The organism is Streptomyces sp. NBC_00654 (assembly GCF_026341775.1).
Lineage (GTDB): Bacteria > Actinomycetota > Actinomycetes > Streptomycetales > Streptomycetaceae > Streptomyces.
This window is the reverse complement of sequence record NZ_JAPEOB010000005.1, coordinates 21,038-46,836: the sequence shown is the minus strand read 5'-3', so window position 1 is coordinate 46,836 and position 25,799 is coordinate 21,038. Positions and strand designations below refer to the sequence as shown.

Annotated in this window: 32 protein-coding genes and 1 pseudogene; 23 read left to right on the top strand and 10 right to left on the bottom strand. The window is 69.9% G+C overall.

Features of this window, described 5'->3' with window-relative positions; all coding sequences use genetic code 11:
- Positions 1 to 210: 210 nt before the first annotated feature.
- From OHA98_RS39980 to OHA98_RS39940, 9 genes are all read right to left on the bottom strand, one after another.
- Positions 211 to 681, bottom strand: a complete 471-nt coding sequence (locus tag OHA98_RS39980; protein ID WP_266933134.1) for a hypothetical protein — start codon at positions 679 to 681, stop codon at positions 211 to 213.
- A 156-nt stretch (positions 682 to 837) separates the two neighbouring features.
- The gene (locus OHA98_RS39975; RefSeq protein WP_266933133.1) at positions 838 to 2,355 is read right to left on the bottom strand and encodes a hypothetical protein; all 1,518 of its coding nucleotides are present in this window, start codon (positions 2,353 to 2,355) and stop codon (positions 838 to 840) included.
- 174 nt (positions 2,356 to 2,529) lie between these two features.
- Complete coding sequence (locus tag OHA98_RS39970) at positions 2,530 to 3,000, bottom strand: hypothetical protein (protein ID WP_266933132.1); 471 nt, start codon at positions 2,998 to 3,000, stop codon at positions 2,530 to 2,532.
- Between the two features lie 18 nt (positions 3,001 to 3,018).
- Entirely contained in the window at positions 3,019 to 3,894 is an 876-nt protein-coding gene (locus tag OHA98_RS39965; RefSeq protein WP_266933130.1) for a DciA family protein, read from the bottom strand.
- Positions 3,891 to 5,216, bottom strand: coding sequence for a cell wall protein (locus tag OHA98_RS39960; protein WP_266933128.1), 1,326 nt, complete (start codon positions 5,214 to 5,216; stop codon positions 3,891 to 3,893). The genes OHA98_RS39965 and OHA98_RS39960 overlap by 4 nt, the downstream gene beginning before the upstream one ends.
- A 1,471-nt stretch (positions 5,217 to 6,687) precedes the next feature.
- Entirely contained in the window at positions 6,688 to 7,077 is a 390-nt protein-coding gene (locus tag OHA98_RS39955) for a toxin Doc (protein WP_266933126.1), read from the bottom strand.
- A 3-nt stretch (positions 7,078 to 7,080) separates the two neighbouring features.
- Positions 7,081 to 7,320: an antitoxin MazE7 gene (locus OHA98_RS39950; RefSeq protein ID WP_266933124.1), complete on the bottom strand. Its 240-nt coding sequence runs from the start codon at positions 7,318 to 7,320 to the stop codon at positions 7,081 to 7,083.
- A 189-nt stretch (positions 7,321 to 7,509) separates the two neighbouring features.
- Positions 7,510 to 8,739, bottom strand: a complete 1,230-nt coding sequence (locus OHA98_RS39945; RefSeq protein WP_266933122.1) for an XRE family transcriptional regulator — start codon at positions 8,737 to 8,739, stop codon at positions 7,510 to 7,512.
- A 198-nt stretch (positions 8,740 to 8,937) separates the two neighbouring features.
- Complete coding sequence (locus OHA98_RS39940; protein ID WP_266933120.1) at positions 8,938 to 9,678, bottom strand: GntR family transcriptional regulator; 741 nt, start codon at positions 9,676 to 9,678, stop codon at positions 8,938 to 8,940.
- A 396-nt stretch (positions 9,679 to 10,074) separates the two neighbouring features.
- On the opposite strand from OHA98_RS39940, the gene OHA98_RS39935 reads away from it, so the two are divergent.
- The 23 genes and pseudogenes from OHA98_RS39935 to OHA98_RS39825 all read left to right on the top strand — a co-directional run.
- Positions 10,075 to 11,031 (top strand): hypothetical protein, encoded by a 957-nt coding sequence (locus tag OHA98_RS39935; RefSeq protein WP_266933118.1) that lies wholly within the window; start codon positions 10,075 to 10,077, stop codon positions 11,029 to 11,031.
- Between the two features lie 112 nt (positions 11,032 to 11,143).
- Entirely contained in the window at positions 11,144 to 11,488 is a 345-nt protein-coding gene (locus OHA98_RS39930) for a hypothetical protein (protein ID WP_266933116.1), read from the top strand.
- A gap of 58 nt (positions 11,489 to 11,546) precedes the next feature.
- The gene (locus OHA98_RS39925; protein WP_266933114.1) at positions 11,547 to 11,777 is read left to right on the top strand and encodes a hypothetical protein; all 231 of its coding nucleotides are present in this window, start codon (positions 11,547 to 11,549) and stop codon (positions 11,775 to 11,777) included.
- Positions 11,778 to 11,914: 137 nt separating this feature from the next.
- A complete protein-coding gene (locus tag OHA98_RS39920) occupies positions 11,915 to 12,349 on the top strand; it encodes a hypothetical protein (protein ID WP_266933113.1) in 435 nt (144 codons plus the stop codon).
- Positions 12,349 to 12,540, top strand: a complete 192-nt coding sequence (locus tag OHA98_RS39915; protein WP_266933111.1) for a hypothetical protein — start codon at positions 12,349 to 12,351, stop codon at positions 12,538 to 12,540. Before OHA98_RS39920 ends, OHA98_RS39915 begins: the two co-directional genes overlap by 1 nt.
- A 78-nt stretch (positions 12,541 to 12,618) precedes the next feature.
- Positions 12,619 to 12,864, top strand: coding sequence for a hypothetical protein (locus OHA98_RS39910; protein WP_266933109.1), 246 nt, complete (start codon positions 12,619 to 12,621; stop codon positions 12,862 to 12,864).
- 123 nt (positions 12,865 to 12,987) lie between these two features.
- Positions 12,988 to 13,566 carry a hypothetical protein gene (locus tag OHA98_RS39905; protein WP_266933107.1) on the top strand — a complete coding sequence of 193 codons (579 nt, stop codon included), beginning with the start codon at positions 12,988 to 12,990 and terminating at the stop codon, positions 13,564 to 13,566.
- Positions 13,567 to 13,677: 111 nt separating this feature from the next.
- Positions 13,678 to 15,024 carry a hypothetical protein gene (locus OHA98_RS39900; RefSeq protein WP_266933105.1) on the top strand — a complete coding sequence of 449 codons (1,347 nt, stop codon included), beginning with the start codon at positions 13,678 to 13,680 and terminating at the stop codon, positions 15,022 to 15,024.
- 277 nt (positions 15,025 to 15,301) lie between these two features.
- Complete coding sequence (locus OHA98_RS39895) at positions 15,302 to 15,502, top strand: hypothetical protein (RefSeq protein WP_266933104.1); 201 nt, start codon at positions 15,302 to 15,304, stop codon at positions 15,500 to 15,502.
- Positions 15,499 to 15,780 (top strand): hypothetical protein, encoded by a 282-nt coding sequence (locus OHA98_RS39890; protein ID WP_266933102.1) that lies wholly within the window; start codon positions 15,499 to 15,501, stop codon positions 15,778 to 15,780. Before OHA98_RS39895 ends, OHA98_RS39890 begins: the two co-directional genes overlap by 4 nt.
- A gap of 142 nt (positions 15,781 to 15,922) precedes the next feature.
- The gene (locus OHA98_RS39885; protein WP_266933100.1) at positions 15,923 to 16,180 is read left to right on the top strand and encodes a hypothetical protein; all 258 of its coding nucleotides are present in this window, start codon (positions 15,923 to 15,925) and stop codon (positions 16,178 to 16,180) included.
- A gap of 275 nt (positions 16,181 to 16,455) precedes the next feature.
- Positions 16,456 to 16,776, top strand: a complete 321-nt coding sequence (locus tag OHA98_RS39880) for a hypothetical protein (protein WP_266933099.1) — start codon at positions 16,456 to 16,458, stop codon at positions 16,774 to 16,776.
- Between the two features lie 2 nt (positions 16,777 to 16,778).
- Positions 16,779 to 17,273, top strand: a complete 495-nt coding sequence (locus tag OHA98_RS39875; protein ID WP_266933098.1) for a hypothetical protein — start codon at positions 16,779 to 16,781, stop codon at positions 17,271 to 17,273.
- Positions 17,274 to 17,286: 13 nt separating this feature from the next.
- Positions 17,287 to 17,811 carry a hypothetical protein gene (locus OHA98_RS39870; protein WP_266933096.1) on the top strand — a complete coding sequence of 175 codons (525 nt, stop codon included), beginning with the start codon at positions 17,287 to 17,289 and terminating at the stop codon, positions 17,809 to 17,811.
- Between the two features lie 121 nt (positions 17,812 to 17,932).
- On the top strand, positions 17,933 to 20,401 hold the full coding sequence (locus tag OHA98_RS39865; RefSeq protein WP_266933094.1) for a hypothetical protein: 2,469 nt from the start codon (positions 17,933 to 17,935) through the stop codon (positions 20,399 to 20,401).
- 397 nt (positions 20,402 to 20,798) lie between these two features.
- Positions 20,799 to 21,023 (top strand): hypothetical protein, encoded by a 225-nt coding sequence (locus tag OHA98_RS39860; RefSeq protein WP_266933093.1) that lies wholly within the window; start codon positions 20,799 to 20,801, stop codon positions 21,021 to 21,023.
- 109 nt (positions 21,024 to 21,132) lie between these two features.
- A complete protein-coding gene (locus OHA98_RS39855; protein WP_266933091.1) occupies positions 21,133 to 21,288 on the top strand; it encodes a hypothetical protein in 156 nt (51 codons plus the stop codon).
- A gap of 179 nt (positions 21,289 to 21,467) precedes the next feature.
- On the top strand, positions 21,468 to 21,791 hold the full coding sequence (locus OHA98_RS39850) for a hypothetical protein (protein WP_266933089.1): 324 nt from the start codon (positions 21,468 to 21,470) through the stop codon (positions 21,789 to 21,791).
- Positions 21,792 to 22,445: 654 nt separating this feature from the next.
- Entirely contained in the window at positions 22,446 to 22,886 is a 441-nt protein-coding gene (locus tag OHA98_RS39845; protein ID WP_266933087.1) for an ASCH domain-containing protein, read from the top strand.
- A gap of 536 nt (positions 22,887 to 23,422) precedes the next feature.
- Positions 23,423 to 23,833: a hypothetical protein gene (locus tag OHA98_RS39840; RefSeq protein WP_266933085.1), complete on the top strand. Its 411-nt coding sequence runs from the start codon at positions 23,423 to 23,425 to the stop codon at positions 23,831 to 23,833.
- Positions 23,830 to 24,504 carry a hypothetical protein gene (locus tag OHA98_RS39835; protein ID WP_266933083.1) on the top strand — a complete coding sequence of 225 codons (675 nt, stop codon included), beginning with the start codon at positions 23,830 to 23,832 and terminating at the stop codon, positions 24,502 to 24,504. Before OHA98_RS39840 ends, OHA98_RS39835 begins: the two co-directional genes overlap by 4 nt.
- Positions 24,505 to 24,563: 59 nt before the next feature.
- Positions 24,564 to 24,749: a hypothetical protein gene (locus OHA98_RS39830; RefSeq protein WP_266933081.1), complete on the top strand. Its 186-nt coding sequence runs from the start codon at positions 24,564 to 24,566 to the stop codon at positions 24,747 to 24,749.
- Positions 24,739 to 25,332, top strand: a pseudogene (locus OHA98_RS39825) (transposase); the annotation flags it as partial. The gene OHA98_RS39830 and the pseudogene OHA98_RS39825, both read left to right, overlap by 11 nt.
- Before the next feature lie 19 nt (positions 25,333 to 25,351).
- On the opposite strand, the gene OHA98_RS39820 reads toward OHA98_RS39825, so the two are convergent.
- The gene (locus tag OHA98_RS39820; RefSeq protein WP_266933079.1) at positions 25,352 to 25,741 is read right to left on the bottom strand and encodes a hypothetical protein; all 390 of its coding nucleotides are present in this window, start codon (positions 25,739 to 25,741) and stop codon (positions 25,352 to 25,354) included.
- Between the last annotated feature and the right edge of the window lie 58 nt (positions 25,742 to 25,799).

Genomic DNA, 25,799 nt, shown 5'->3' with positions numbered 1-25,799 from the left:
CAGACCCGGCGGGGTATGCATCGATCGTACGACCTGCAATGCCTTGCGTCAATGCGAGGCAGTCACCGACGGCACCGGACAACAAGCCTGCCGTAAGAGCTAGGGGCACCTGTTCCGCCCTTTGACCAGGCGTGATACCCAAGGCGCTGTCGTTTCTGAAGGGAACGGTGGCCAGCCCTTCACAGCCCGGACGGCGCAGTCGGCGACCGCCTACACGGCGGCAGGGCTGTGGGCGTCACGCAGTTCCCCCCAGAGGCGGTCCAGCTCTGTGCCCTGGGCGAATACCCCGTTCCAGCCGGAATCCGGTGCGGCGAACCGCTCCAGCATTGTGCGGAACAGACGCGGGTCATCCGACCTCGTCGTGTACAGCACGACGCTCACCAAGGGTTCAGCAGACTGGTCCCACCATTGGACGGTGTTGCCTCGATCGTCGATAGGAACGGGGGAGTGCTCGACCGCCCGCACCGGCAGGAACGGGCCGGGTACCGTGAAGCCGAAGCCGGTGGGGAGCGCGTTCGATCCGACCCGCAGGGAGGACAGCCGGAACAGCTCCCCCACCCTGGGCACCGCCTCGGCTTTGAATCCACGCTCGCGGTAGAGCGCGCCCAGCATGTTCTGGGACGACTCCCCCACGTCGCCGACCTCTTCATAGAACTCGACGCGTACCCCGATGATCGCCATGCTTCCGATCCTGACACGTTGACGCAAAGGTGTGGGCCAGACAGGAGAAGCAGCGGTGACACAGCAGGTGAGCCGTACGTACGGCTCACTCGCTTCGAGGGCGAGGACGGCCGGATCGAAGCCGATCAGCGGTTCGGCGGCCGGGCTGCCTCAGCTTCACCGGGTACGCGGTGGCGTCATCCGGGCGTGGAGCAGGGTGCTGCGGGTGAGTTCGGTGCCGTGCTTGTGGTCCTCGTTGAGCAAGGCGGTCAGGCCCTTCGGCGCGTTCCAGTGCTCACGCAGGTTGGGTGTGGCCTTGAGGTCGTCCAGGAGCAGGTTGATGACCGTAGCGGCCTCGCTGGGACGGTCGCCGTATCCGTTGCCCCACCACAGGTGCTCGGACGGGGTGCAGGGGGCGGGGTGGAGGTGGCCGTCGCTGGTGGTGACCCACACGGTGTGGTGCAGGATCACCGAGGCGAGTTCGGCGTCGTCGGCCGGGAGGGACAGCGGGGCGTAGAACCGCCAGACCTGCTTGCCGCCGTGGTCGGCGACGGTGCGCAGGACGGGCATGTCGGTGAGCGGGTCGATGAAGAAGGCCTCCGCCTTCTTGCTCTGGGCGAGGACGACGTGGGCGGCGGTCGGATCGCACATGGTGAGCCGGCGGGCCCACCGTTCGCTGACCGCGCCGGGACGGACCGGGACCTCGGTGAGCGCACCGAAGGGGAGCAGGTCCGGCTGGCGGCCGACGGCGACCTCGATCGCGGCGACGGCGTCGGGGTGGGTACTGAGGGCGAGCCTCAGCCAGCCGGCCTTGAGGATCTGGCGGTCGCCGTCGGAGCGCAGGGGGTGGTGGCCGGTGTCGGGTTCGGCTGCGATGGCCACGGGGTTGCGGCGCTCGCCGTAGGCTTTCTTGCCGAAGACTTCGTTGTCGTGCAGGGCTGCGTCGATCCGGTTGTTGCGGATGTCGTTGGCCATGTCGGTCGCTGCCAGGTGCGAGGTGACGTCGAAGGCGTCCTTGCCGACGACGCGACGCAGGATCTTCTCGTTGTTGTTGGCGGGCACCTCCGCGGTGGCCGCGGGTGCGCCGGGCTCCCAGGCCCGGATCAGGTGCGGCAGGCGCAGCAGTTCGGGCCACCAGGGCAGGTCCTGCCCGGCTAGGGCCGCGACGTCACCCCAGTCGGCTTCGTACTCGATGCTCGGGCGTGCGGTGTCGGCCGCGACCAGTGCCGGCCCGCGGAAGCTCATGTCCCCGTACAGGGCACAGACGGTGACGACGCCGTCCGGGTTGCCGCCGCCGACCGCCTCGGTGGCGACGTCGGTGGCCACCTTGCGGTCGTCGCAGTGCACGATGCGGATCGTCCCCAGGACCGTATGCCAGTCCAGCGCGGGGCCGCGCACCGTGTCCTTGTACCCGGCCCACCGGCCGGGCGCCACGTCTTCGGGGACCGGGCGCAGCAGCACGGCGCCGCGGTGCGCGAACTCCGGAGTGCGGGCCGCCCACCGGTAGACCTGGAATCCGTTCCAGACCTCCTCCGGCTCCTTCTCCTCGTTGAAGGAGGCGAACGGGTCGTGCGGCGGCTCGGTCGGCTGCGGGAAGTCGTCGTATTTCCTCACCAGCCGCCACAGCCCAAAGGCGTTGATGCCCAGCAGCTGCTGGACTCCCGCCCTGGACAGATAGCTTTCGCTCACACCCATACCGCTGCTCCTCACCGTCCTGGGGTCGCTTCGTCCCCAGGTCAGATCATGGGACCCGGCAGTGGGCGGCACGTCCAGAGCGGCCCTTCCTGCCTGATTCCTCATGAGCATTGGCCGAGAAGGCACTGCTAGGTGCCTGTCGTTCCGGTGGGCGGATGAGCCCGGAAGCGGAGCTCAGCCGGGAGGAGCGGAGGTGGGCGGCGGAGGGTGTGCAGCCGGAAGGTCCGGGGTGCAGACCTTGCAGAGCCTGTAACGGGTTCCGCCCCTGGGGCCGGTATGGGCTCGAACCCACCCGGCGGCCTCCTGGGCGGTCATGACGGTGAAGTTCGGCCGGTACGCGGACAAGACGTCGGCGTGAGCAAACCCCAGGAGCTCACCCTCGAACACGTCTGCCGGCGACTCTGTCTCCTCGTCCCACGACAGGGGGCGTCCCTGCTGCGCGAGGTCTTCCAGCGTGGAGCAGCTGCTGTGGTGGAGAGCGGTCTTTCCCGCGACGTACGGGTGGAGGGCCTGAGCGGCGAACCGCTCCTTCTGGGCCAGGGCGAAGTCCCTGATCTTCTCCAGCTCAGGACGTGCCTCCGCGCACCGTGTGCAGTCCGGGCCTTCGTTGGGCGAGAAGTAGTCGTACTCGGTCTGGTCCGGCATGTGTCTCTCCGTACGTGGTCATGCGGCCTGGGAGGGCCGGGCGGGGTTGAGAGCGGAGGTTGGTGTGAGCGTGGCCAGCCCCTCGCGTTCGGCGGCGAGGCGTTGCAGGGCCCGTGCCCGGGAAGCGTCGCTGGGCCGCACCTGCTGCTGGGCGGCCGCTTTCGCGCGGAGCCCGGCGAGGGCCTGGCGGCCGTCGGCGAAGTTCTCCTCCGGTTCCCGGAGCCGGTTCCGGAGCTGCCGTTCGGCGGCCGCCTGGACCTCGGGGCTGGTGTGCTGCCGGGTGGTGTTCCAGGTGGCGCGGTGGGCGGCGATGGCATCGCGGTAGCCCTCCGGCACCTCCTGCCGCGCAGACTTCCCGGACACGGCGACGGGGTGCGGAGTGGCAGCGGGCGCAGGTGTCCGGGCGGCGCTGGGCACGGGCGGGGCGTGGTGGGGCGTGGTGAGTGTGGCGGGGCGCAGGATCTCCAGATGCCGGACGGTGTCCGGGCCGACGGTGTCGTTGATCTTGGCGGTGATCTGCTTCTGGTGGAGGGTGAGCTGGGTGCGGTAGGCCGGTGAGCAGGGCAGCAGGTGCAGCGTCCGGGTCTGCGTGTCGAAGCGGACGGCGGTCACTTTCCCGGTGAGTTCGGGGGCGATCGTGGGCCACTGGTCGAGGACGTTCCCGCCGGCTGCCGCTTGCTCCCAGCCGCGTTCCGCGACCATTCGTGCGAGGGCGTCACCGAAGGGGAGCGGGTCACGGCCGCCGGTTCGTGGCCGCCCGGACGGGGAAGCGCCGGTGCGGCGCTTGGGCTGCGGCTGGGTCTTCGCGGCGGCGCGGGCGTTGCGGAGCGCGACCCGGGCGAGATCCACACCGCTGCTGCCGGGAACGCCGTTGCTGGGGGTGGTGGTGGTCATGCCAGGGCTCCCGTCGTGGTGGTGCCGAGGACTGCTGCCATGTCGGCGGCCGCGGCGGTGGTGGTGAGGTCGTCCAGGCCCTGCTCGGCCTGGCGGGCGGAGTACGTGGCGAGGCCCTGGGCCAGGCCGTCCATCACAGTGCGCACCAGGTCGGCGGAGGCGGCGAAGGGCCTGGAGGCTTCCTGCTCGTCCCAGCCCTCGGCCGCCTCTGCTGCGGCCGTCTGGTGCTCGGCGGTGGCCTGCTGGGCCAGGCGGGCACGGATGTACTCCGCGGGCTGGGCGGGGCGCCAGCTCAGCGTCCAGGAGTGGAGCTTCTCGGTGATCTGGTGGGCGTCCCATCCCGCATCGGTCAGCGGGCGCAGCACGCGGGCCAGGCGGCGGAGCCGGGCTGTCTGAGCCCAGTTGACCCGGGCCCTGACCTGCCGGGCGATCTCAATACCCTGCTGCGCCTGGCGGGCTGTTCGACGGGTGCCGTCGCTGTTGTAGCTGATCTGGTGGGGAGAACGGGGGGCGGTTGTGCGGCTCGCGCGCTGGCGCGAGGTGTCTTTACTACCACTCTCAACATCAGCATCAGGTGATCGGTGGTAACCACCAGGAGAATGGGGCTCACGGCTTCCTGAGCAGGAGTTATCCACACCCCGGTTATCCACAGGCGTTGTCCCCCGGCCCCGTCCGGTACCGGCACCGCGACGGACATCCGAACCGGACCGCTGCGACCGGCGGCGACCGGCACAGCGGGCCTCGCTCCGCACGACCGCTTCGGCGACCGCGCGCTCGCGGCCGGCCTCGGTCACCCCGCACACCCGGCCCTCATAGCCCGTGCCGGTCAGCCGGTGCCCCATTGCCTCGTCATAGGCCGGGGGGATGACCGCACCGTAGATCGTCGCCGTCGCCATGTACGGCTCACCGGGCAGCGCCAGATTCCGCTTCGATCCGTACACCAGCCACACCAGCGCACCCAGCTCCCGCAGCACGGTCACGTGCCGCTTCACCGTCGCTGGCGACGTACCGGTCCGCCGGACCGTGCCCTTCAGGTCGTAAACCACGATCCCGCGCCGGTAATCCATCCGGTCCGCGAGGTTCTCCGCGATCACCAGCGTCTTCGGCCCGGCCTCAGGGTGCAGCCCTGCAGCGACCAGCCATACCACCGACCGCAGCCACGCCCGCGGCTCAGACCGCCGCGACGCCGTGCGGAGGATGTCCTGCTCCTCCTCCACCACCCGGCAGAACCGCACACCCGGCAGCACACCGGCCGCGTCACCGTCGGCCGACGGACGCGGAGCAGGAAGCAGCGCGACGGCTGATGCCGCCACGCTGCTCATCGGCCCACCGTCCCGACCGGAGCGGCGGACACCGCCAGGGCCGAACATCCCAACATCGCCTGTGTCATCGGGCCGGTGTACACGCCAAAGCGGACACCTCCCGCAGCAGGCAGAACGCGTGCATCATGATCCATCCGCCGACCCTGCAGCACCCGGCCTGTGGACAGAGGGCGCTCAGCGCGGATTACCCCCCGCGCTCCCGCACGGCGGGCAGAAATCGTGGAGCTCGTCCCGCCAGGCGGGAAGCCGCCCTCGCGGACGCTTCCGTCGGCGCAGGTGTGGACGACCTCCGCGAGCGGGTGCACGAGCCGGGCGGCCGACACCGCGACCACGACCGAGCCCGGCGAGACAGCTCCGAAACCGCCGCTATGCCGGGTCACTGACAGGTATGTGTGTGTTCCTACGAGAGGAGAAAAGCGCGTCGCATACGCCGCATAAGCGGTCAAAGTGACCGTCGATCCCGTCACGCGGGACGATCCGGACGACCGAATCAGCTCGAAACGGACAGGGGTCCGCTTTCCATAGACAGGGAGATCAGGCACTATGACGGGGACACCAACTTCATATTGGAAGCTCAGACCGTGACCAGCCCCCTTGTGGGACCCGGCCACGATCACGTGGACCCCCGAGCCCGACGACCTGCCAAGGCCACCGGAACCCGGGGTGAAACGACACCGAACTTCGACGGGCCCCCTGCCACGGGAGCCCTGAAAGCTCGGGCACCGAACTTCGACGGCTCCCCAGTTACGGGAAGCCCCAGAAGCTCACTTCGGCCGAACTTCACGGGCCCCCTGCCACGGGAAGCCCTGGAAGCTCTGTTGTTGTCCAGGCCTCACCGGCTCCCTGCCATAGGAGCCCCGAGGAACTGGGGTGGAGCGACCCCCGCTGCCAGGCGGGAGTGGAGTGCTTGTGATGAGAAACCCAGCTCAGTGAGCTGGAGCCCAGAACCGGCGCCAAATTCCGGAGACTGGGCGGCCGACCTGAAGGTTGGCGCGATGGGCCGCGCGAGGCGAAGTGGATTACCAGTCCACATCATTGGCGCGCGGCCGATGACCTAGGTCATCCCGACCCCCTCGATACCGATGGTGGAGTCGGCCTGCCCGAAAGCAGGCGCCTGGCGGCGTGACCGCGAGGGTGAAACGGTGTAGCTGCGCGTGCAGTTCCGCGAGGGCGGGTACTCTTCATCCCGCGATCACCTCCTTTCCAGGTGAGTCGCCCAACGAGGCTCAGCCTCGCTTGAGAAGCCCCAGCGGACCTTGCCCGGTCCCTGGGGTTCTCGACGTTATGGATCTTGTCTGGGCACAGCCTAACCGCACAATCCGACGGAACCGCCGGACGCATTCGCACAAATTCCCGAGCACCACGAATGCCGTGTCCGCCTGACGGGAACCCCCGGTCACTTTCCAGTTCACGGGGGCGCGTGACGAACTTCCTTACGCCCGAAGCGTTTCCGGAACTGCGAACCACCTGCTTAGGCCTCCGTTCCGGGTACGCGCCAGGAGCGCAGCCGGTCGGCCACGTCGAACACCGTCAGCCGAAGGGCCTGGATGTCCATGATCAGGTCGCGCCAGGACTCGTAGACGGCTTCCACCGACTCGCCCGAAGCCTCGATGTAGGCCGTGGCGAGCCCGTACCCGAACAGTTCACTGCGGGCCGGCAGCGGGCGCAGCAGCACGATCTGTTCCAGCAGTGCAGCTGCGCGCCAGAAGGCGTCAGGTGAGGTCTCGTCCAGGCTGGGAGTGTTCACCCGGTGCCTGGCCACGGCAGCGACCAAGGCGGAGTAGTCCCGCACCGTCAGCTCTTTGCCGAGAAGATCCTCCTGGCGATCGAGCAGCCACCGGATATCAACGTGGAGGTCCAAGGGTCAGGCCGCCCGGCCGGTGCGCCGAGGAAGTCCGCCGAAATCCCGGTCGAATGCCTCTGCGATGCCGGGACGCGCCACAGCGGCCCGGAAGGCGGCAGTCGCATGGCCCAGCTTCAACTGGTTCTCTTCCTCTATCGCGAGCGCGGCGAGATATCCCCGGACGCTCTGTCCGCGGGCAGCGGCGATGGCGGCGAAACGGTCCCGAGTCGCCGTGTCGATCTTGACGGTCGTGTCAGCCATAACCTCAGCATACCTCCGTGAATACTATTGTGAATACAAGAGTGGAGGCGACGTTGCGCGCAACGCCGCCGCTGCGTGGACCCACGGGATCCTCACCAGGCGACCCGGGCCCCGCTCCTGACGTGAGAACGCACAGGTGGAACCCCAGAGCACCCGTCAGAGGGCCCCGGGCGAGGGCCAGTCGTTGGGTCACTGGCCGCCCCGCAGTTCGCGGAGATGCGCGACGAATTCCTGCGCCTCGGATGCATGCGCGTACTGGGACTGGAGGGCCTGACCGAGGTCGGCGGACACCATCGCCAGCGACGGCAACGAACGCCGACTGCCCGACAGAGCCCGCTCGCCGAAAGCCAGTGCTGAGTCCAGGTCACCCTCGCGGGCCGCAACCACGCCCAGCGTGACCCGGGCCTCCGCGATCCGCATGGGCGAGCGCTCCGTCCCGTCGAAGTCCGTTCCCGCCCGGATCACCTCGCGGGCCAGCTGCTCCGCGAGGCGGTTCTCGCCGACCTTGCGCAGCGCGTCCATCCGGTAAAAGTCGTACTTGGCAGGGTCGACGACGAAGTGATCCTCAATGCTCTCCGGGTACGGCATGCGTTCCAGGAGCTGACGGCCCTGATCCAGCGCCACCTCGGTCTGCGCCCTGTCCCCCAGCCGCGCCCACGCCTTCGCCTTCTGCGCGTACAGCTGCACGGCGACGCTCTCATTGGGAGCCACGGCGATGCCGGCCTCTGCGGCCGCGATGACGCCGCGGTAGTCGCCCCGGGTCAGGCTGAACCACGCGCGCATCTCGTGGGCCCACCCCTGCACGCTCAGCTCACCGGCCTCCTGACCGAGCATCAGCGCGGCCTGTCGCGTGGCCTCGGCATCGCGCGGCCGGCCGGAGTCGTATTCCACGCAGCCCACCAGCAGCGACAGCTTCCCGGCGAGCGCGATGATGTCGCGGTGCTGCGCGAGGCTGACCCGCTGGTGCTGGAGGCCGACGACGCGGGCGAGCCACGCCTTGCCCTCCAGGAGCAGCTGGTCGGCGGGCATGTAGGCATACTCGCAACACAGCCGGTCCGCCGTGATCCGCAGCGCGTCCAGCGTCGCGACATCGACATCGGACGCGCGCAGCCGGGCGATGATGTCCACGGTGTCCATGCCGCTGACCTGAAGGATTTCCGCCCGGCCGTCCCGGCGGGACCGCTCGGGAAAGAAAGCGCCGGTGGTCGTGCCGAAGGTCTGAGCGATGGCGGACCGGTACTTCACCGGCTGCGCGTCGCCGGCCTCCCAGCGCTTCCACTGCCGGAGCAAGTCCTGCTCGCTCACGACCTGGTCGTCTGGGAGCCGAGCCATCAGGGCCCGTACGGCATCGGGCTGGGACCAGTCACGCGCCGCGCGCTCCTCCGCCATCCGGCGCGCCCAGTCAGGACGTACATCCATCGCCGATCCCCTTTCCGTACGGTGCTGGCGGCCCGGAGGGCTGGCCCTTCTGCGGCCGAGCTTGGCACGGCCCCTTGATCGCGCGGAGTGACAAGTGGGGGTGACAACTTGAATGTCACCCCCACTCGTCACTTTTGGTAGCTGCCTTTCGAACGCAGTGTGTGCTGTCCAAGCGCCTTGCTTTGAGGGGGTCCCGTGTCATTTCTTGAGAGTGCTGGCTGCCAGAGATGTGCTCCAGCGGAGGATGGTTGCTCCACCGGTGACCTTGACGGCCACTTCAACTACGCGGTCGTTGGCCAGCGTTACCGTCCGGACGATCTGGCTTACAACGACATCCCCAGCCGTCAGGCCCAAGTGCTCCTTTTCGGAGCTGGTGGCGAGACGCGACGTCACTTCCTCCAGCACACGGTCCTGAGCGACACCGAGACGCGTCGCTGCCAGTTCGCGCGAGCCTCCAGTCGAGACTGGCTCAGCCAGCTCTGGCGTCGCAGCGACCACGAAGGCGGGGTAGTAGGAGCTGCTCAGGTGTACTGGGACACCATTGCGGCTGACCAGACGGCGGCGAACATGGACAGGCGTGCCGGGCGTAACGTCCAGGCGCGGCGCAACCAGTTCGTCTGCTCCGACGGTGCCTACCTCGAGAATCCGAGAGCTCTCGCCGTCGTCCAGCGCCTTTCCCGTCTCCTCGTAGAGCCGCACGCGGGTGCTGATGTTGTTGCTGACCGGCCCGACCACCACAGTGCCCACGCCTGGCTTGGCCATGGTCAGTCCCTCCATTTTGAGGACTCGGTAGGCCCTGTTCGCGGTCGTCTGCGCCACGCCATAGCGCTCACAAACCTGCCGCAGCGACGGCATGGTGGCGCCTGGCTTCAGCGCCCCGTCCTGGATTTGCTTGCGATAGCTCGCGGCGATCTCTGCATATCCGACTGTGCTGGGCATGCCGGTCTCCTCCCTCTGGCTTCGCGCGCCACACCTCCATTGGTGCAGCTCTATACGTCGAAGACTACGCCACGCAAACTTCCAGCGCTACCACTAGCGCTGGAAGGCGCTAGTGGTCTACATTGATGTCGCGGCGCTGCTGAACCGCTGAAGGCACCGTCTTCGCGTGGTTTCTGCTCAGCGTCACTTGCGAGTGCTTCCCCGAAGGGGAGGACCAGGGTTGATAGCTCCACCAAATCCCCTGGGCCGGTCACCTGGCCGGTCAACTCCTGTTGCACGTCGCAGCGCTGATGCGCTGTCCGATCAGCCAGGACGCCGGCCTCGGTCGGGGGTCCTGGGGGTCGGAGAGCCCACCCGTGACGCAGCCCCCTCTCCCCTCTACCGGAGGAGTCCCCCATGGCCACACCGACTGTGGAGCCCAAGGCCCGCAAGCGCCGCCGGAAGACCCGCACGAAGAACCTCAGTACCCTCCCGGCGATCATCGCCTCGGAGCTCAAGACCAGCGAGATCAACCTGACGCCCGGCAAAGAGCACGTGATGTGCCCGGCCTGCAAGTGCTGGACGCCAATCACCGGAGTCCTCGGCACGCCGGTGCTGGTCCCGCACCACACCACCCCGTACCACGACCCCACCACGACACCCCGCCGCCGCTGCTCCAGCAGCAACCGACGGATCGTCCTCAACACCGAGGTCGCTATTTGGCGGTCGGAGCTGGCCGAGCGGACCGAGGTGTCCTCGACGGTCGCCTCCCGCCGGGCGACGAAGGTGCTGCCCAAGCCCAAGGCGCACCCGGCACCGGCCGCGAGTCAGCTCAGGCCCGTCCCGCTCAGCGCGGAGCAGGTCCGCGTGATGTTCCGTCGGCACCACGAGCGGTGCCTGGCCTGCAGGGGCGAGGCCACGGACCGAGCCGGGCAGACACTGCCCTGCCGTGACGGCGAGCGCCTGGCCGTCACCTTCCTCCGGCTGGTCCGCCAGGAGCCCAAGCGCCTGGCAGTTCGGGAGGTCTTCGCCCGGGAGCGCCGCCGGTTCGACCGCGAGTACGCCGGGGCCGCTCCGAAGCGCGAGGCCGGGTGGGCCGCCGTACTTCCTGCGGTGCAGAACGCCGACCAGTCGCGTCGCGCCGTTCCGCAGGGCGCGCAGCCCGCCGAGGGCCCCGGGGTCCCCCTGGACCACTTGGTCCCCCGCCAGGCTGCCGAGCAGCCGGAACAGGGCCCGCTCACGTGCGAGCGCTGCGGTGCCACCGAGTCCAGCCTGACCAGCGCGGTCGCTGCCGGATGGTGCCGGATCACTCACCGGTCCCACTGCGGACGCTGCGCCGGTCGCTTCCCAGCCTGGACGCGTACCTCGTTCTGACCGCGAGTTCCCGATGACGAACGACCGAGGCCCCGGCCGACCCGATCACTCGGGTCGGCCGGGGCCTCGGCTGCTCGTACGAACAGTCGCCCCGATCCTGGAGGACCCCCTGATGCGTACCACTCTGACCAGCCTCTACTCCCGCTACTCCGCCCGGCTCGCCGCAGCCGCTGCCGAACAGCTCGCCGAGATGGCCGCCGACCCGGTACGCGACGCGGACGACGTCACCCAGGACGTGTGGCTGGCCGCCGCGCAACTGCGGGTGCTTCCCGAGCCGGAGTTCGCGTGGCCGGTCCTGACCGAGCTGCTCGATCAGGCGCTCGGACACCTGGAGACCTCCCAGAGCCGGGAGTTCCCGTCCGGGATGGAGCCGCCCGCGGCCCGGGCTCTCCCGCCGGCCCCGCTGGAGCCGCTCCCGTCCGCGGTGGTGTGGGTGCTGGCCGCCAGGGCCGCCTGACCTGCTCGCTGACCCGTCCGACTGCCCATCACCAGCTCGTCACCCAGGAGGAACACGCATGACTGACCTGCCCACCATGACCGGTCCCGAGGCGTACTCCCGCGCGGTCGAGCACGCCAACCGCGCAGCCGCCTACGCGGAGGGCGGCTCGCCTGCCTCCGCCCGGACCCACGCCGCGGTGGCGCAGGCATACGCCGCGATCGCCACGGCGGAGGCCACCGCCCGCTCCGGTGCTCGCGGCTGGCCTGCCGGCGGGTGGGCTGACCACACCCACCCGGACCGTCACTGACCCGGACGATCGACCACGGCCCCGGCCGTCCCGCCCCACGCGGGACGGCCCGGGCCGTGGCTGCTCGTCCGACCAGCCACGGCGACGGCCCGGAGGGTGCAACCTCCGGGCCGTCAGTACAGGAACCGGGAGTCCCTGTGAACGGAATCTTGACACGCCCCGCCCGCACCACCCGTACCGGCCCGGCTCAGACGGGCCCCTGCGATGGCAGCATCGTCCCGTCCCTGGCTCCGCGTGCCGGATGGCTGGAGGACGAGGAGCAGCGCGACACCGACCTCGGCCCGATGCCCGACGAGACCGAAACCCGGCACCACCAGCTCGTCCACCGCCTGGTCGCCGACGGCGACCACCGCGCCCACATCGCCGGCCGCCGCACCCGCCGCACCCTCGGCGAGATGGACCCCGGCCACGAGCGACAGCCCATCCTCCACCTCACCCGGCCACTGACCTTCCGGTCGTCGGACGAGATGCGAGCGGCGGACGAGCCGTGCCTCTTCTGCGGGCGGTGGCTCTGCCCCGGATGCAGCGGGGCCGCCCCGACCCCGGCCATGGCCCACACCCACGCCGCCTGATGGCCGCCCAGACCCTCCACCAGCGCTACCTCCGCGCCAGCGACCTCTGGACCGCACATGTCACGGTCTGTCCGGTCTGCCGGACATGGATCCGCTCCCGGACCGGGACCGCCTGCACCGGCGGCGCCCCGCACTACAAGCAGCTGGTCACCGTTCAGGACGAGTACCTCAACCACCTGCGCACCCGCTGACGGGCTGCCTGTTCCGCCCGGCCCGGCCGTGTCAAATGCGGCCGGGCCGGGCGGGTCCGACGTTCTCCAGGAGATTTCATGATCCGCATGATCCGTTCCCGCACTTGGCGGGAACAGGAACGGGTGATCGCTGCGCAGCTCGGAGAGCTGCACGACCGGGCGGAGACGCAGCGCCGCCGCGCCGACACGCTGGCGGCCGGGCTTGAGACGCTCCTCAAGAAGCTCGCTGCTGCCCGGGACGGCGGTCCGGCGGCCGTCGAGGACCTCGCGCGGTTCATGTCGGCCGAGGAACTGCAGCGTGCGAGGGCCCGGTTGCGGGGCTGACCGCCCGGCGTAGCCCATCGTCCCCGCACCCTGAATGGGTGCGGGGACGGTGGAGAGCGCCGGGCAGCCCGCCCCGCTCCGGCCGGATGACCGGCCGCCCTTCGCGTAGACCGCGAGGATCACATGACCCAGAAGACCACCCCCGCTCCCGCCCTTTCCGCCGCCGTGTTCAGCGACGAGACACTGGCCGCAGCCAAGGCCCTTGCGGACGACTCCTACCGGCCGATCTGGACCGGCCCGTCCGGCGAGGAGTCGTCCGGCGAGGCCGTGGCCCGCCACCTGGACGCCACCATCGCTCTCCTGGACCGGGACGGCTGGGCCCGGACCACGACCTACAACACCATCACCGCCGAGGACCTGCCCGCCGACGACGCGAAGATGACGGTCAAGGACATGCTCCGGGCGTTGCTGCGCCTGATCAGGGACGAGATGGACGCCCCCGTCGCGCAGCTTTCGCTGGGCACCGCGCTGAACCGCGTCAGCCAGGGCGACCAGGGCGACCCGGACACCGCGTGGATCGCGGGATCGGTGCTGGACGTGGTGATCAAGGCCCACACCGGATCCGATTCCGCGCGCGCCGTGCCGTGGTCGGAGCGCCTGGTCCGCACGCATCAGGACATTGTTGCGCTGCTGACCGCCGGAGCCGCATTTGCCCGTGCCTACGGCCCGCCCGCCGTGTCTGCCGAGGCCGCTACGGCCTGACCGTCGGCTCCCCCGGTACCGCCGCTGCTCCCGCAGGGCGGTACCGCGCCCGTCGCGCCGCGATTCCTGCCCTCTTCCAACGCTTCCCATATCGATGCCCAGGAGCAGACTATGACCGTTTCACCTGCGGGTCCGTACGAGACTCTCCCCGCGCCACCTCGAAGCCTGAGCGGCGCCCACATCTTTCTGCTGATCGGCGGCATCGTGCCGATGATCCTTGCGGGCGGCCTGGGTGCCTATGGCACCTACACCAACGTCAGTACGGTCTTCCCCGAAAGCGCGACCGCGCTGGGCGTGGTTGCTGCGGGCGAGGGCGCCACGCTCGTCCTCGCGATCGCGTACGTGCTGATGACGTTGCTGGGCCAGTCCGCGCCGGCGGCTGTCCGGCTGGGACTGTGGATCCTGCCGGCCGTCGCCTCGGGCACCGGGGCCAAGCTCGCGTCGGACACGACCGAGGCCGTGGTCTACGCCGTCACGCCGATGGCGATGTGCGCCTCCGCCGAGGGCATCGGCCTGGTGGCCCGACGCGTCGTCATCTACCGGTCCGGCATCGATATGGAGGCACAGAGGCGTAACGCTGTGACGATGCAGCGCCTGGCCTACGAGCGGGCCAGGGCGGCGGGTCATCCGAAGAAGGGAGCGCGCAGGCGGTCGGATCTGAGGTCGTGGCGGCTGGCCAGGAAGGTCGGTGTCGGTGACACGCAACTCGGCGCGGGTCTCGTCACTGTGCAGCGCGACCGGATGACGCAGGGTGCGGACACGGCCCTGGCAACGATGTTCGCCCCGGTTGCTGTGCCTGCTCTGACCGCGTCCGTGACTCCCGCCCTGCCCGCAGGACCGGGCCGTGACGGATCCGTCACGGACGACGGCAAGCGGCGCACCAGCGGTACGGGGTCCGGGGCGGGTGCGGCATTCCGTCACGCTGAAGGGAAGGCCGTGACGGGTGCCGTGACGAAGGGGGTCACGCAGCTCAGGGACTGGATGGCCGGTGAAGCGTCACGGCCGCGGCAGACTGTCACGGACGACGACCGCGCGGCCGTCACGGGGTCCGGCACGGACACCGTGACGAAGTCCGTCACGGCCGGGCGGTCCGCGGCAGGTTCCGTCACGGAGGGCTCGGCGGCACAGGCCCTGGAGGGCACCGTGACGCTTGAGCAGATCGCGTCCGTCGCAGGTGTGCCGACCCCCGTGACGGGTGAGCGTCTGAGTGACCCGCAGCTCCTGGTGGTGCTGCGGCACCTCCGGTATCGCGAGGATCCGCCGGTCTCCTACCGCCAGGCGGTGGCCGCGTTCCGTGATGCCGGGTACGTCGGCGGGGAGGAGCGCGTGCGCCGCACCTGGGGCGACTTGCTGTCCCGAGAGGAGAGCGAGACCCCCGGTGCCGCGGAGCCCAGCCGCGCCGAGGGCGACGCGGACACGGACGAAGAAGACGGCGAAGGGGCCGGTCCGCGCCCCTGAAAACGCTCCGGCACCACCAGTGAGGGCCAGCCCGGCAACCCGCCGGACTGGCCCTCGCTGCGACTGCCGGAACAGTCGGAACAACAGCCGCAGCAGACCCGGCGAGTGACCCGGCGAGCAGGGACCCAGATCCCCGCAGACCCGATGAGCAGACCCGGCGAGCGCCGCTCGCACATCCACGGCAGTCAGCCGACGCCGCTCCCGGCCCGCTTTCCAGGGCCCGGCCGGGAGCGGCCTTTCCGCGAACCCCCAACAACGTGTCAGGAGTGTTTTCACCATGGCCTTTTTCGGCCTGATCGGCAACGACCAGCAGCTCTCGCAGGACTACGGCGGCCCGTCCGCGAGTGAGACGGGCAGGCGTAGGCGCGTCGCGGCCCACCACCGCTCGGGCGCGAAGAAGGCCGACCGTCGGGGCCAGGCCTGGGAGGCCTCGGAGCGCACCCGCCAGGACCGCGGCGGCTTCTGGCGCAGCCGGTGACCCCCACCCCGGACGAGCTGCTGGACGTGACGTCGGAGACGGCCCGGCGTGACCGCCGTACTCGCAGGGCGGTCGCCACCGTCAAGCCGTCCACCAGCGGTATCGCCGCCTGCACCGGGCACCGGGCCTTGTTCGACAGGGCCGAGGTCGACCATCCCGGCCACGACATCCTGCTCCGCGCCAGTCAGGTCTGCGCCATCTGTCCCCTCGCGGTCGGCTGCGGATTTCGTGTCCCTGTACCAGTCCGGGCGTCGACCCGCGCCCTCCGTCCTGTCTGAATCGCGTACTTCGGACGCTGCCAGTGGTCCGCACCGTGAATCGCCGGTGCGGACCACTGGGGCGTGCCCTGCCCACACTTCTGGAGATCTCGTGTTGTTCAACCGCCTGCGTCTTCTGCGTCCGCGTCGTCTGCATGGCGTTGTGTCGGCTGTTCCGCTGACCGTCACGCGGCTGCCCGGCCGGCTTCTGCCTCCTCCGCTGCCCAGTGGCCCGCTGCCGCTTCCGCTGTCCGGCGGATTCCAGCCCTCCACCTCCACCTCCAACTCCCCCTCCCCCGCGCCTGCCGGCGCGGCCGCTCCGGACATCGCCGAGGTGCGGGTCAGCAGGTGGCTGCACTACGACCAGCACGGCCGTACCGACACCGTGACGGGCAGCGCTGATGAGGAGGCCCGGCGATGACCGGCACTGCGTACTCGGCCGGGTCCGGGGAGCCGATCGAGCCGACTGTGGTCGAGCTTTCCGGGGAACGCACCGACGGCGGAACGAAGTCTCCGCCGGCCTCTGATCCGTCGTCTATGGGTGTCCCGGGCCCGTTTCCGCCGCCGCCCCGGGGGCGGACCCCGCCACCGGCCGGGCCCCCGGCTGTTCCTCCGCGTCGCAGGCCGGAGTCGGGGGCAGGAGCGGGTGGTGGTGTGGCGACCGTGGCGTCTTCGGGGCCGCCGACGGTGACTTACGTGACGCACCACCACTACCCGGCTGCTCCGGAAGAGCCCGCTGCCGGGGGGCGGTTCAGCCTGTCTCGTCTCCACCCGGCGTGGAACGGGAGTGCCTTGGTCGCGGGCCTGGTGCTGCTCCCGGTGACCGGCAAGGTCCTGCACGTCTGCGGTGACGAGCCCGGGGTGCTGGTGGTTGCGCTGGCCGCTGCCGGGCTGCTGGAGCTGCGTGCTCGGGGTCGTTCCTGGCTGGTACGGGTGCTGACCTGCAACCTGCTGGCTTCGAGTCTGGTCACGGGTGCGGGGCTGTATCTGTGGGGTTACCTCGTCACGGGGGCGTGACGATGACGCCTGTTCAGCTCTCTCTGGGTGGTCTCGCGCTGACCGTCGCGGTTCTGGTGTTCACCTTGGTCCGCTGGTGGCGCGGTGGGTGCCGGGCGCCGTCGGCGGCTGCTATTGCAGGCGGTCTGCTGGTCGGCCTGCTTGCCGCTTTGTGTTCCGGGGGCCTGCTCGGCTGGGCGGCCCGCCGGTTGGTCGCCCGTGTCACGAACCCGCTCGGTGATGCCGCTTCCGGCGACGGCAGCAGCTGGCTGCTCCCTGAGGCCGCGCCGTCCGGGATGACCGCCGACGGCGGCGTTGCGACCACCGTGCTCCTGGCCGTCGTGCTGCTCGCCTGGCGCTGCTGCGACAACCAGCTGCGCCGTCAGATCGCGGCGGGTGCGGTTGTCGGTTCCGCCGCCGGACTGGTCGGCGGTGCTTCCGGTCTGGCCGCCCGGACGCTCATTCCGGCCGTCAACGACAGCGGCGCTCAGATCATCGCCGCTCTTCCCTTCCAGTGACCGGAGGTCACCCGTGAATATCCCTACCGCCGCGCTGACCATCGGTGGCCTTTTCGTCGGCATGGCGATCCCGACGTGGCATGTGTCGCGGTTCGTGGTCGCCCATATCAAGAAGCGCGACGCGATCCTCAAGGACGCGAAGGATCTGATCCCGCTGGTCGCGGGCATGGGCTACGGAGGGCTGGCCACCGCCACGACGTCAGGCCTGATCGGTTTCACGACCGGTGCGATCACCTGGCTCGGCAACGGCGCCGGGTCGCTGGCCATGTGGGGCGCTACCGGAGGTGAGACCACCCTCGCGGCCCGCAGCAACGTGGCGGTGCTGACAGGCATGGGGAACCTGGTCCTGCTGCTGATCACCGTGGCGATCCTCGGTGGCTGGAAGGCGATCCCGAAGAAGGCCAAGCCGAAGATGCACCAGGGCATCTGCGCCGGGGTCCTGCTGGGCTTGTCCGCGACTCTCGGCGGCTGGTTCGCCGCGCTCGTCATCCCCGCCGTCAACGGCTGGGGCGCTTCCCTGGTCGGCTCCATCGCCTGACCCGTCCGGACGCCGTCGGCCGCCCACGCCCCGCACCTCGCCCTTTGGGCGGCCGCGGTGCGTGGACGGCCGTCACCGCCCGGACCACCGGCCGGCCGAACTGCACGACTGGAGAGGCTCTGTGACCACTCATCCGCCCGATCGCATCGTCATCGACCTCGGCGTCGAGGGCGAGTTCCTCACCGACGACCAGCCCGGCCCCGGCATGGGTGAAGGCCAGGCGGCCGCCGGGCAGGGCCCCGCCAGGCCCGCTCTCGTATCCCGCCTCGCCGCCGGCACCTGTGGTGCGGCCCGCCGTGAAGGCGCGGCCTTCCGCACGGGCGCCCGGGTCCTGACAGCCGAGTGCGGGGCCTGGCTCAACGCCTCTGCGGAGTCCCCCGCCCACCTGCGCGCCGATCTCCTCAACCGCCGCTACAGCACCTGGACCGCCCACCGGCGTGCTGAGACTGAGGCCTTGGAGGAGAAGGCCACCGAGCTGGACAAGCAGGCCACCGGGCTCGATAGACGGGCCGAGCGGCTGGTCTCCGAGGCAAGGAACGACCCCGGGCGCACCGGGAAGCAGGCCGCCTCTCTGCGGAAGGAGGCTGCTGTCCTGCGGAAGGAGGCTGCGGGGTGGCGGGAGCAGGCCCGGCAGGCCGCTCAGCGGCCCTACAGCGGCCATCAGGAGCCCACCGGCGCGGAGCTGGGGCGCCAGCGCCGTCGTACCGCGAAACGCCGCTGGGCGGCCACTGCGGCCCTCGGGCTGGCCATCGGATGGGCGGAGCTCCGTATCGGCGGCCTGCTTCCCGTCCTCACCGTCACCGGTACAGCCGTCACGATGTGGGCGAAGGGCCGTTTCACCGGCTGGCGTCGTGAACTCCCGGATGTTCCGCCGCTCGCTTACGAGGTGACCAGCGGTCACCCCGCCACCGCCGGCACGACTGCCCGGAGCTCCTCGGCCGGTGGGGAACAGCCCGTGCAGGCCCATGCGGACGGGCAGGTCCCGACGGGCACCGGGGCTGGTTCGGGGCTGTTCCCGGGCGACGACGGGAAGCCGTTCCCGATCCACTCCGCGACCACACCCGAACTGGCCACCGAGTGTTTCCGGCGGGCGCTGCGCGCCGAGGGTGTGCCGCTCGCCCACGTCGGAGAGGCCGTGTCCTACCCGTGGGGCTGGGAGGCGGTGGTGCGGGTGTCCGACGGCACTCCGGGTGCCATCGCGGACAAGCTCGCGGACCTGGAGACGAAGTTCGACGTCGGTGACGGCGACGTGATGCTCCAGCCCAACCGCAAGCGCACCGCGGAGGCCCTGCTGAGGGTGGTCACCGGCGATCTGTTCGGTGGGATGAAGCCGCCGCCCTACCGGGCGCCGCATTCGGTGGACATCACCGACGCCGGGGTCTTCGGGATGAGCGCGGACGGCGGTGAGCTCGCGTTCTCCCTCGCCGAGCTGATGGGCGAGGTGATCGCCCGTTCCGGTGGTGGCAAGTCCACGATCATGCGGGCCCTGCTCGACTGGACCACCGCCGCCCACAACGCCGTCAGTCTGTTCCTGGACCCGTCCGGTGACGGACCGGGCCAGTTCACCGACGCGGTCAGACTGACCGCCACGAACCCGATCCACATCGAGTTCATCCTGCTGTCGCTGTACCGGCTTGCTGCTGGCCGAGCCCGGATCCGCCGCAAACTCGGTATGGGTGACAGCTGGCGGTGCACCCGGGAACACCCGGCGGTCATCGCGTTCATCGATGAGTTCCCCAAGCTGACCAAGCGCAGCAAGCAGATCATCGCCGAACTGATGCTGGTGGGCCGTAAGGAAGGCGTCTGGCTGGTCTTCGCCGCACAGGGGGCGACCAGCGTGCTGCTCGGCAGCAACATCGCCGAACACCCTGCCCTGAAAGTCCTCGGCGCTTGCCGGTCCGTCGACACGACCGGTGCCCTGGGCGGCGGCGCGATGGAGTTCGGGTACCTGCCGCACCGGCTGCGTCCGAAGTCGGGCAAGGAGCTCAACCACTGCGCCCAGACATACATCGTCGGGGCCCCCGGCTTGTCCGAGGACCCGATGCTTCACAAGTGGCACTACATCCCCGACGACGAGGGCGGCCGGCGGGCGGCGGAGCGGCTGGCCGCCGGTCTGATCGATGTCGATGAGGTGTCGATCAAGGCCGCGTCGAGGGCACCGGACCCGCCGGGCCTGAAGTTCGCCGACGAGGAAGAGGAGTACCTCCACTACAAGCCGTGGCCCGAGCTGTTCGGCCTGGTTGCCGATCCTGAGGACGACCCTGAGCCCGAGGACGTCGCAGAGGTGGACCTGCCGCCGGTCCTGATGGCGGTCCGGAAGGCTTTCGAGACCGCTGGCGATCCCGGCTTCCTGCTCACCGATCAGGTCCTGGACCACCTCGCGACCACCGGCACCGAGTGGTGCCAGTGGGAGGGCCGGGAGCCGGCGGACCGTCGCCGCGAGGGCGCCAAGAAGATCGCCCGGGAGCTGAAGAAGGCCGGTATCGGAACCCTCAGAACAGTCCGTCGCACCGACCTCGACAAGGATAATCCGCCCTCCGGATACCTCTTGGCCGACGTCGAAGCCGCCTTCGATGCCCTCCCCGACTGACACACAGCGTCACCGGCCTCGAAGTGCCGTGACCTGTCGACCGATCCGTCCGCCACCTCGGCGACCCCCCACCGATCCGTCCCGCAGGACAGATCACGACGGGTCGCCAACAGAACAGAAAGCGGATCGTCACCTGCGGAAACAGTTCAGACGGATCAGATTCTGCACACCCTCCGGGAACAGTCCCGCAGCCCGACCGGGGGCTGTTCCCCACCCTTGCTGGCCATCAGCATCGCTGATCCGTCCCGCCCCAGGCGAACCACCACGCAACGTGACCGAACTCGCTGGGCGAGACTGCTCGATCCTCTGCCCGGCGACCGGAGGAGACGCGGCCCTCACCGTTGCCGAAGACCGCGCAGGCCGCCGGGCCTGCCCCACCGACCCGTGAGAGGAACTCATGTCCGACCAGGACCGCCCCGACCCGCCCATCGTCATCATGTCCGACGAGACCACCGCACTCAGCAGCCCGCCTTCCCCTCTCGGCCGGCCCGGTGTCCGGGCACTGCTCGACGAAGTGGTTCGCCACGGCCGCAACCCCCGCGTTCCCCGGCCGAACCCCCAGAGGTCGTACTGGCAGCACCCGGCCGATGCCACGTTCGACACCGCCAGCGGCAACGCGTAACCGCCTGCCCCTGGAACTCCTGGCCCCACCGCGACAGACCAACCGCGGTCCGCCACCTTCCCCTGCCCAGCACCGACCACCACATCCACCAGCACAGGAGGACATCACCATGGGAAAGCTCATCTTCGGTTTCAGCGACGGCGAATTCACGGACGCCCTGGAAGACTCCGAGACCAACACCGGCGGCCAGTCGATGACCACCACCGACGGCAACACCACGAACCACTACCAGACCGCCAAGCCGACTGAGGAACAGGACGACTGACACCACCTCAGCAGCCGGGCCGGCCGTCTGCCAACAGGTGCACGGCCGCCCCTCCGAGCCTCCGACACCTGGCAGCGTAACTACCTCCTACGTCACGGGATCGCGTTCGTCGCCGAGGAGCAGCTGGCCACCACCGTCTCCGACTTCACCGACCAGCTGCGCGCTCAGCGGCTGGCTGGATGGGCGCCGTCGGGATCACCGGGACCGAGGATCTGGAGAACGCGGCCACGTACCTCGCCGACGCCGAAGGCAGCACCGACGACAGCGAGCGGACCGTCCTGCTGACCCGTGCCATCGACTGCCTCAAGGGTCGGCAAGAAGCGCGAGGCAGCGACGCAGGCCGCCGTGAACGCCGTGCAGACCGCCGGAACAACTCCGGCCCGGGGCACACACCCAACCGCTCCGGCACCCCCCAGCAGCAGTCGGCCGGGGCGGTGGTGCGCGCCCGCAACACCGGCAAGAGACCGACCACCCCACACCCGCACACCCCAGATCCGAATTGAGGAGCACCCTCCCTATGACCAACCTCCGCGCCATCGAGGGCCTCGCCCTGATCGCCACCCTGACCGCCGTCTTCGACGCAGTCCACCCCCTGGGAGACCAGGTCGTACAGCGGGCGCATGACGCGGCGACCAAAGGAATGCACGGCACCCACCTCGTCTACCGCAATGACGGCTCCCCAGTGGAGGAAGACCCCGGACGGCACGGCAAGAAGAGCCGCACCTGCACCGCCAGCGCCTACGGCCGCCGCTCCGCGAGCCGGCACGTCGCCAGCTACAGCGCCCTGCAACTGGCCTCCACCCTCGCCGTCACCCGCACCCTGGGCTACCGCGTCCCCGCCACCGCCCTCCTCACCGGCACCGCGATCAACGCGATCACCCACGGAATCCTGGACAGGCGTGACCCATTGCTCTGGCTCGCCGAGAAGGCGGGCAAGACCGGCTACATCGAGCACGCCACCGTCGTCCGCAAGGCCGGCGGCGAGGGCACCGAACCCGTCCAGGACATCTCCGGACCCGGCACCGCGCTCACGGAAATCGACCAGGCGGCCCATCGCGCGATCGGAGTCGCCGCCGCCCTGGCACCACCTGGATCACCCTGCGCAGCAACAACCGCCGATCCGGGCGCCCGGGCACCAGCGTGCGGGGGTGAGCCGCATGAGCGCCGCAACCCTCCCCGAGGGCGACTGGATCCGAGGCATCAGCATCAAGCAGCCGTACGCGGCCGCCATTCTCGCCGGTGCCAAGACGGTGGAGAACCGGACCGCCCGGTGGCGGACCGGCTGGGTCCTGCTGCACACGAGCAGGACCATCGACCAGCCCGCCCTGCGCGTCCCGCTGATCAGCCGCACGATCCGCGACCGCGCACTGGTCACCGGCGCGGTCGTCGGCATCGCCCGGATCACCGACTGCCACCAGGACCCCGCCGGAGCGCCGCCCTGCACCGAGTGGGCGCAGCCCAATGCGTGGCACCTGGTGCTCGACGACATCCAGGAGCTGCCCCTGCCCATCCCCGCACGCGGGCAGCTCGGTCCCTGGAGACCGTCGCCGGACCTGCTCTCCCAGGTGTTCCAGCAGCTGCCGGACTTCCGGCCCTGACCCGCAAACGAGACAAGGAACCGCTGTGGGAGCCGGGCCTGATCTCGCTCCCCGGCGGCCTCCTCGACTGGCGCGACGCCCGGCACTACGACCACTGGCAGGAACACCCTGCGCACTGTGCGAGCAGCTCACACCGATGCGCTCCCACTCCGGGGAGCCCGCTCACAAGGTGTGCGTCGCCTCCGACGTCCAGCCCAAGCGCCGGCGCGACGACAACCACGCCTGACCCGCTCCACCCGGAGGCTCCCATGAGCAGCACTCCGCAGGACGAAGCCGACCACCTCGCCCACCCCGAGCCGCCCGCTTCCCTGCACTGGCACCGCCAGGGCCCGAAGACCCGGCTGCTCACCCCGGGCAGCAGCGGCGCAACCTCGAGCTCCTGGTCCTCGCACAACGCCCCGCCCGATCCCGCACCCGCGCCACCAACACGCTGGCGGAGGCGAGCTGATGCACACACCGAGAGCCGCACCCAGCCCCTCCCGGCCGGGTGCGGTGCTCAGCGCATTTCCCCCCCCCACCCGAGCAGGAGACCCCCCTTGCACCCGATCCGCCTGATCTCGTTCGGCTACCTGCACCTGCCCACCGGCACGGACGGCTCCCCCGTCCCGCCCGCCGCCGACCGCATCGAAGACGTCCGCGACCGGCTCCGCGACCCGGCCGCCGCCCGGCACATCCTCGACCTCGACGGCTTCCATCCCCGCGTCCAGGCCGTCGTCCTCAACACACCCGGCGCCCGTGAACTGCTCGCCAACCTCGCCGACCTCCCCGCCGGACCCCGCCGCATCGGAATCGGATGCGCAGGAGGCCGCCACAGGGCATGTGGCCTCACCGAAATCCTTGCCCACGAACTCCGCGACCGCGGCCGCCAGGTCGAAGTCGAGCACCTCCACGCCCACCTGCCGCGCGTCCTCAAAGCACCCGCCAACACTGACCAGGAGACCCGATGATCCGTCGCATGTTCAGCCGCCGCGCCACCCTGCCCTGCACCACTCTCTCCCCCGAGGATCAGGCCGCCATCGACGCGTTCCGCGCCATGCTCGCCGCCCTCCGTACCCCCGACCCCTGGAAGCCGGGATGCGCCCACGACATCGCCGTACGCATCGGACCCTTCGTCGAGCGCGCCCACACCCGGCCGGGCGACGACCACGGCGACCTCATCGCCGTCGGCCTCCAGCACCCGGGAGGGCCGTACGCGCCTTACGGATCCCGCTACCGGAAGATCGGCTGGCTTCGCTGCGAGACAGCCAAGATTCTCGGGCTCTGGGATCCGGCATACGCACCGCTCACCCACGCCGCCGCAGGCCTCGACCTCCCCGACGACATCGGCATGCCACCGGCCCACTACGCCATCTACGTCAAGGCCCGGACACCTGACAACAGCCAGGGCCACACACTCCTGCGCCTCGGCCCCTACACCCAGACACGGCACGCCGACAGGGACGCCGACCGCCTCGACTCCGCACTGCAAGGCCGTGAGACCACGACCCTGCCCGGGTTCAGGGTGTCCGCGCGGCCCGCACCGTTCGACGTCAGCGACCACCGGCTTCACGCCGACCCGTACGAGACCGACGCCGTCACGCTCCTGAACGCCGCCCTCGAAGATGTGACCGCCGCATAACCACGGCTAGTGCCGTGACCGCTTTGGTTCGCCGGGTGGGATCCGGCAGGATCTTGTGCATGTTCGAAGAGAAGCTCGAAGCGCTCTCGCAGGTGATGGCCGAGCACATGGCCATGTCGTTCCCGCCAGGCTTCCGCGGCCTGGGCATCGAGGACCAGGACATGGTGATGCTTGATGCGGACGCCTGCGGCTACCCTGGGCGTTCTCAAAGGCCCGCTCGACGAACAGCGCAACCATTTCCCTGACCGCGTCTTCGCATTCGACGAGTTCGGGCCGCTCGGCATACGCCCGACCGGCGGATCCTGCTGGGCCGAGCAGGGTCGGCCCGACCGGGTCCCTGCGACCTACCACCGCACCCACGGCGTGACCTACTTCCACGGTTGTTACTCCATCGGCGACGACACCCTCTGGGGTGTCAACCGCCACCGCAAGGGCACCACCAACAGCCTGGCCGCGCTCAAGTCAATCCGCGCCGCTCGCCCCGATGGCGCCCCGATCTACGTGATCATGGACAACCTCTCCGCCCACAAGGGCGCCAAGATCCGCCGGTGGGCGTGGAAGAACAAAGTCGAGCTGTGCTTCACCCCGACGAACGCCTCCTGGGCCAATCCGATCGAGGCGCACTTCGGGCCGCTGCGGCAGTTCACCCTGGCCAACTCGAACCACCCCAACCACACCGTTCAGACCCGCGACCTGCACCGCCATCTGCGCTGGCGCAATGCCAACGCCCGCCACCCCGACCTCCTGGCCGCCCAACGCCGCGAACGAGCCCGCATCCGCAGCGAGAAGGGCCTCCGCTGGGCCGGCCGATCGTTGGCCGCGGCCTGAGGCTTCCCGCCATGACGGCCTACTCGGCCATCTCCTCGGGAGAAAGACGAGTGATCTTCTTTCCCGCCTCGGTCTCGACCAGGGTCAACGCGCCAATCCAGTTCCCATCTTCGGGATACTCCCAGTTGGCCGCGTCTTCGAGAATCGCCGGAAGCTGATCACGAGGCACCAGCTCGCCGGGCTGGAAGCCGTTCTCCCCGACTGGGGAGGTCCACGGCGCGAGTCGGCGGACCTCGGTCCACCCGCGATCGATGAGAGCGAGCAAGATTCCCGCCAGCTCGTTGACCGGTCGAGACTGGTCGGCTTCGTCGAGATCGCCCCAGACACCAGGCAGGATATCGATCTCATAGGAATTGACCATGAAGGCTTCTTCAGACTTGGTCAATGTGTCCCACTCTTGCTTGCTCACTCAGCAATCGTCGCAGAGCTGGGGCACGACAGGCTCCCTACACGGCTGACCAGACCAT

Coding starts and splice junctions, on each gene's coding strand:
- OHA98_RS39980 (WP_266933134.1), bottom strand. CDS start 681: ATGGCGATCATCGGGGTACGCGTCGAGTTCTATGAAGAGGTCGGCGAC.
- OHA98_RS39975 (WP_266933133.1), bottom strand. CDS start 2,355: ATGGGTGTGAGCGAAAGCTATCTGTCCAGGGCGGGAGTCCAGCAGCTG.
- OHA98_RS39970 (WP_266933132.1), bottom strand. CDS start 3,000: ATGCCGGACCAGACCGAGTACGACTACTTCTCGCCCAACGAAGGCCCG.
- OHA98_RS39965 (WP_266933130.1), bottom strand. CDS start 3,894: ATGACCACCACCACCCCCAGCAACGGCGTTCCCGGCAGCAGCGGTGTG.
- OHA98_RS39960 (WP_266933128.1), bottom strand. CDS start 5,216: ATGAGCAGCGTGGCGGCATCAGCCGTCGCGCTGCTTCCTGCTCCGCGT.
- OHA98_RS39950 (WP_266933124.1), bottom strand. CDS start 7,320: ATGGCTGACACGACCGTCAAGATCGACACGGCGACTCGGGACCGTTTC.
- OHA98_RS39945 (WP_266933122.1), bottom strand. CDS start 8,739: ATGGATGTACGTCCTGACTGGGCGCGCCGGATGGCGGAGGAGCGCGCG.
- OHA98_RS39940 (WP_266933120.1), bottom strand. CDS start 9,678: ATGCCCAGCACAGTCGGATATGCAGAGATCGCCGCGAGCTATCGCAAG.
- OHA98_RS39935 (WP_266933118.1), top strand. CDS start 10,075: ATGGCCACACCGACTGTGGAGCCCAAGGCCCGCAAGCGCCGCCGGAAG.
- OHA98_RS39930 (WP_266933116.1), top strand. CDS start 11,144: ATGCGTACCACTCTGACCAGCCTCTACTCCCGCTACTCCGCCCGGCTC.
- OHA98_RS39925 (WP_266933114.1), top strand. CDS start 11,547: ATGACTGACCTGCCCACCATGACCGGTCCCGAGGCGTACTCCCGCGCG.
- OHA98_RS39915 (WP_266933111.1), top strand. CDS start 12,349: ATGGCCGCCCAGACCCTCCACCAGCGCTACCTCCGCGCCAGCGACCTC.
- OHA98_RS39910 (WP_266933109.1), top strand. CDS start 12,619: ATGATCCGCATGATCCGTTCCCGCACTTGGCGGGAACAGGAACGGGTG.
- OHA98_RS39905 (WP_266933107.1), top strand. CDS start 12,988: ATGACCCAGAAGACCACCCCCGCTCCCGCCCTTTCCGCCGCCGTGTTC.
- OHA98_RS39900 (WP_266933105.1), top strand. CDS start 13,678: ATGACCGTTTCACCTGCGGGTCCGTACGAGACTCTCCCCGCGCCACCT.
- OHA98_RS39895 (WP_266933104.1), top strand. CDS start 15,302: ATGGCCTTTTTCGGCCTGATCGGCAACGACCAGCAGCTCTCGCAGGAC.
- OHA98_RS39875 (WP_266933098.1), top strand. CDS start 16,779: ATGACGCCTGTTCAGCTCTCTCTGGGTGGTCTCGCGCTGACCGTCGCG.
- OHA98_RS39860 (WP_266933093.1), top strand. CDS start 20,799: ATGTCCGACCAGGACCGCCCCGACCCGCCCATCGTCATCATGTCCGAC.
- OHA98_RS39855 (WP_266933091.1), top strand. CDS start 21,133: ATGGGAAAGCTCATCTTCGGTTTCAGCGACGGCGAATTCACGGACGCC.
- OHA98_RS39850 (WP_266933089.1), top strand. CDS start 21,468: ATGGGCGCCGTCGGGATCACCGGGACCGAGGATCTGGAGAACGCGGCC.
- OHA98_RS39845 (WP_266933087.1), top strand. CDS start 22,446: ATGAGCGCCGCAACCCTCCCCGAGGGCGACTGGATCCGAGGCATCAGC.
- OHA98_RS39835 (WP_266933083.1), top strand. CDS start 23,830: ATGATCCGTCGCATGTTCAGCCGCCGCGCCACCCTGCCCTGCACCACT.
- OHA98_RS39830 (WP_266933081.1), top strand. CDS start 24,564: ATGTTCGAAGAGAAGCTCGAAGCGCTCTCGCAGGTGATGGCCGAGCAC.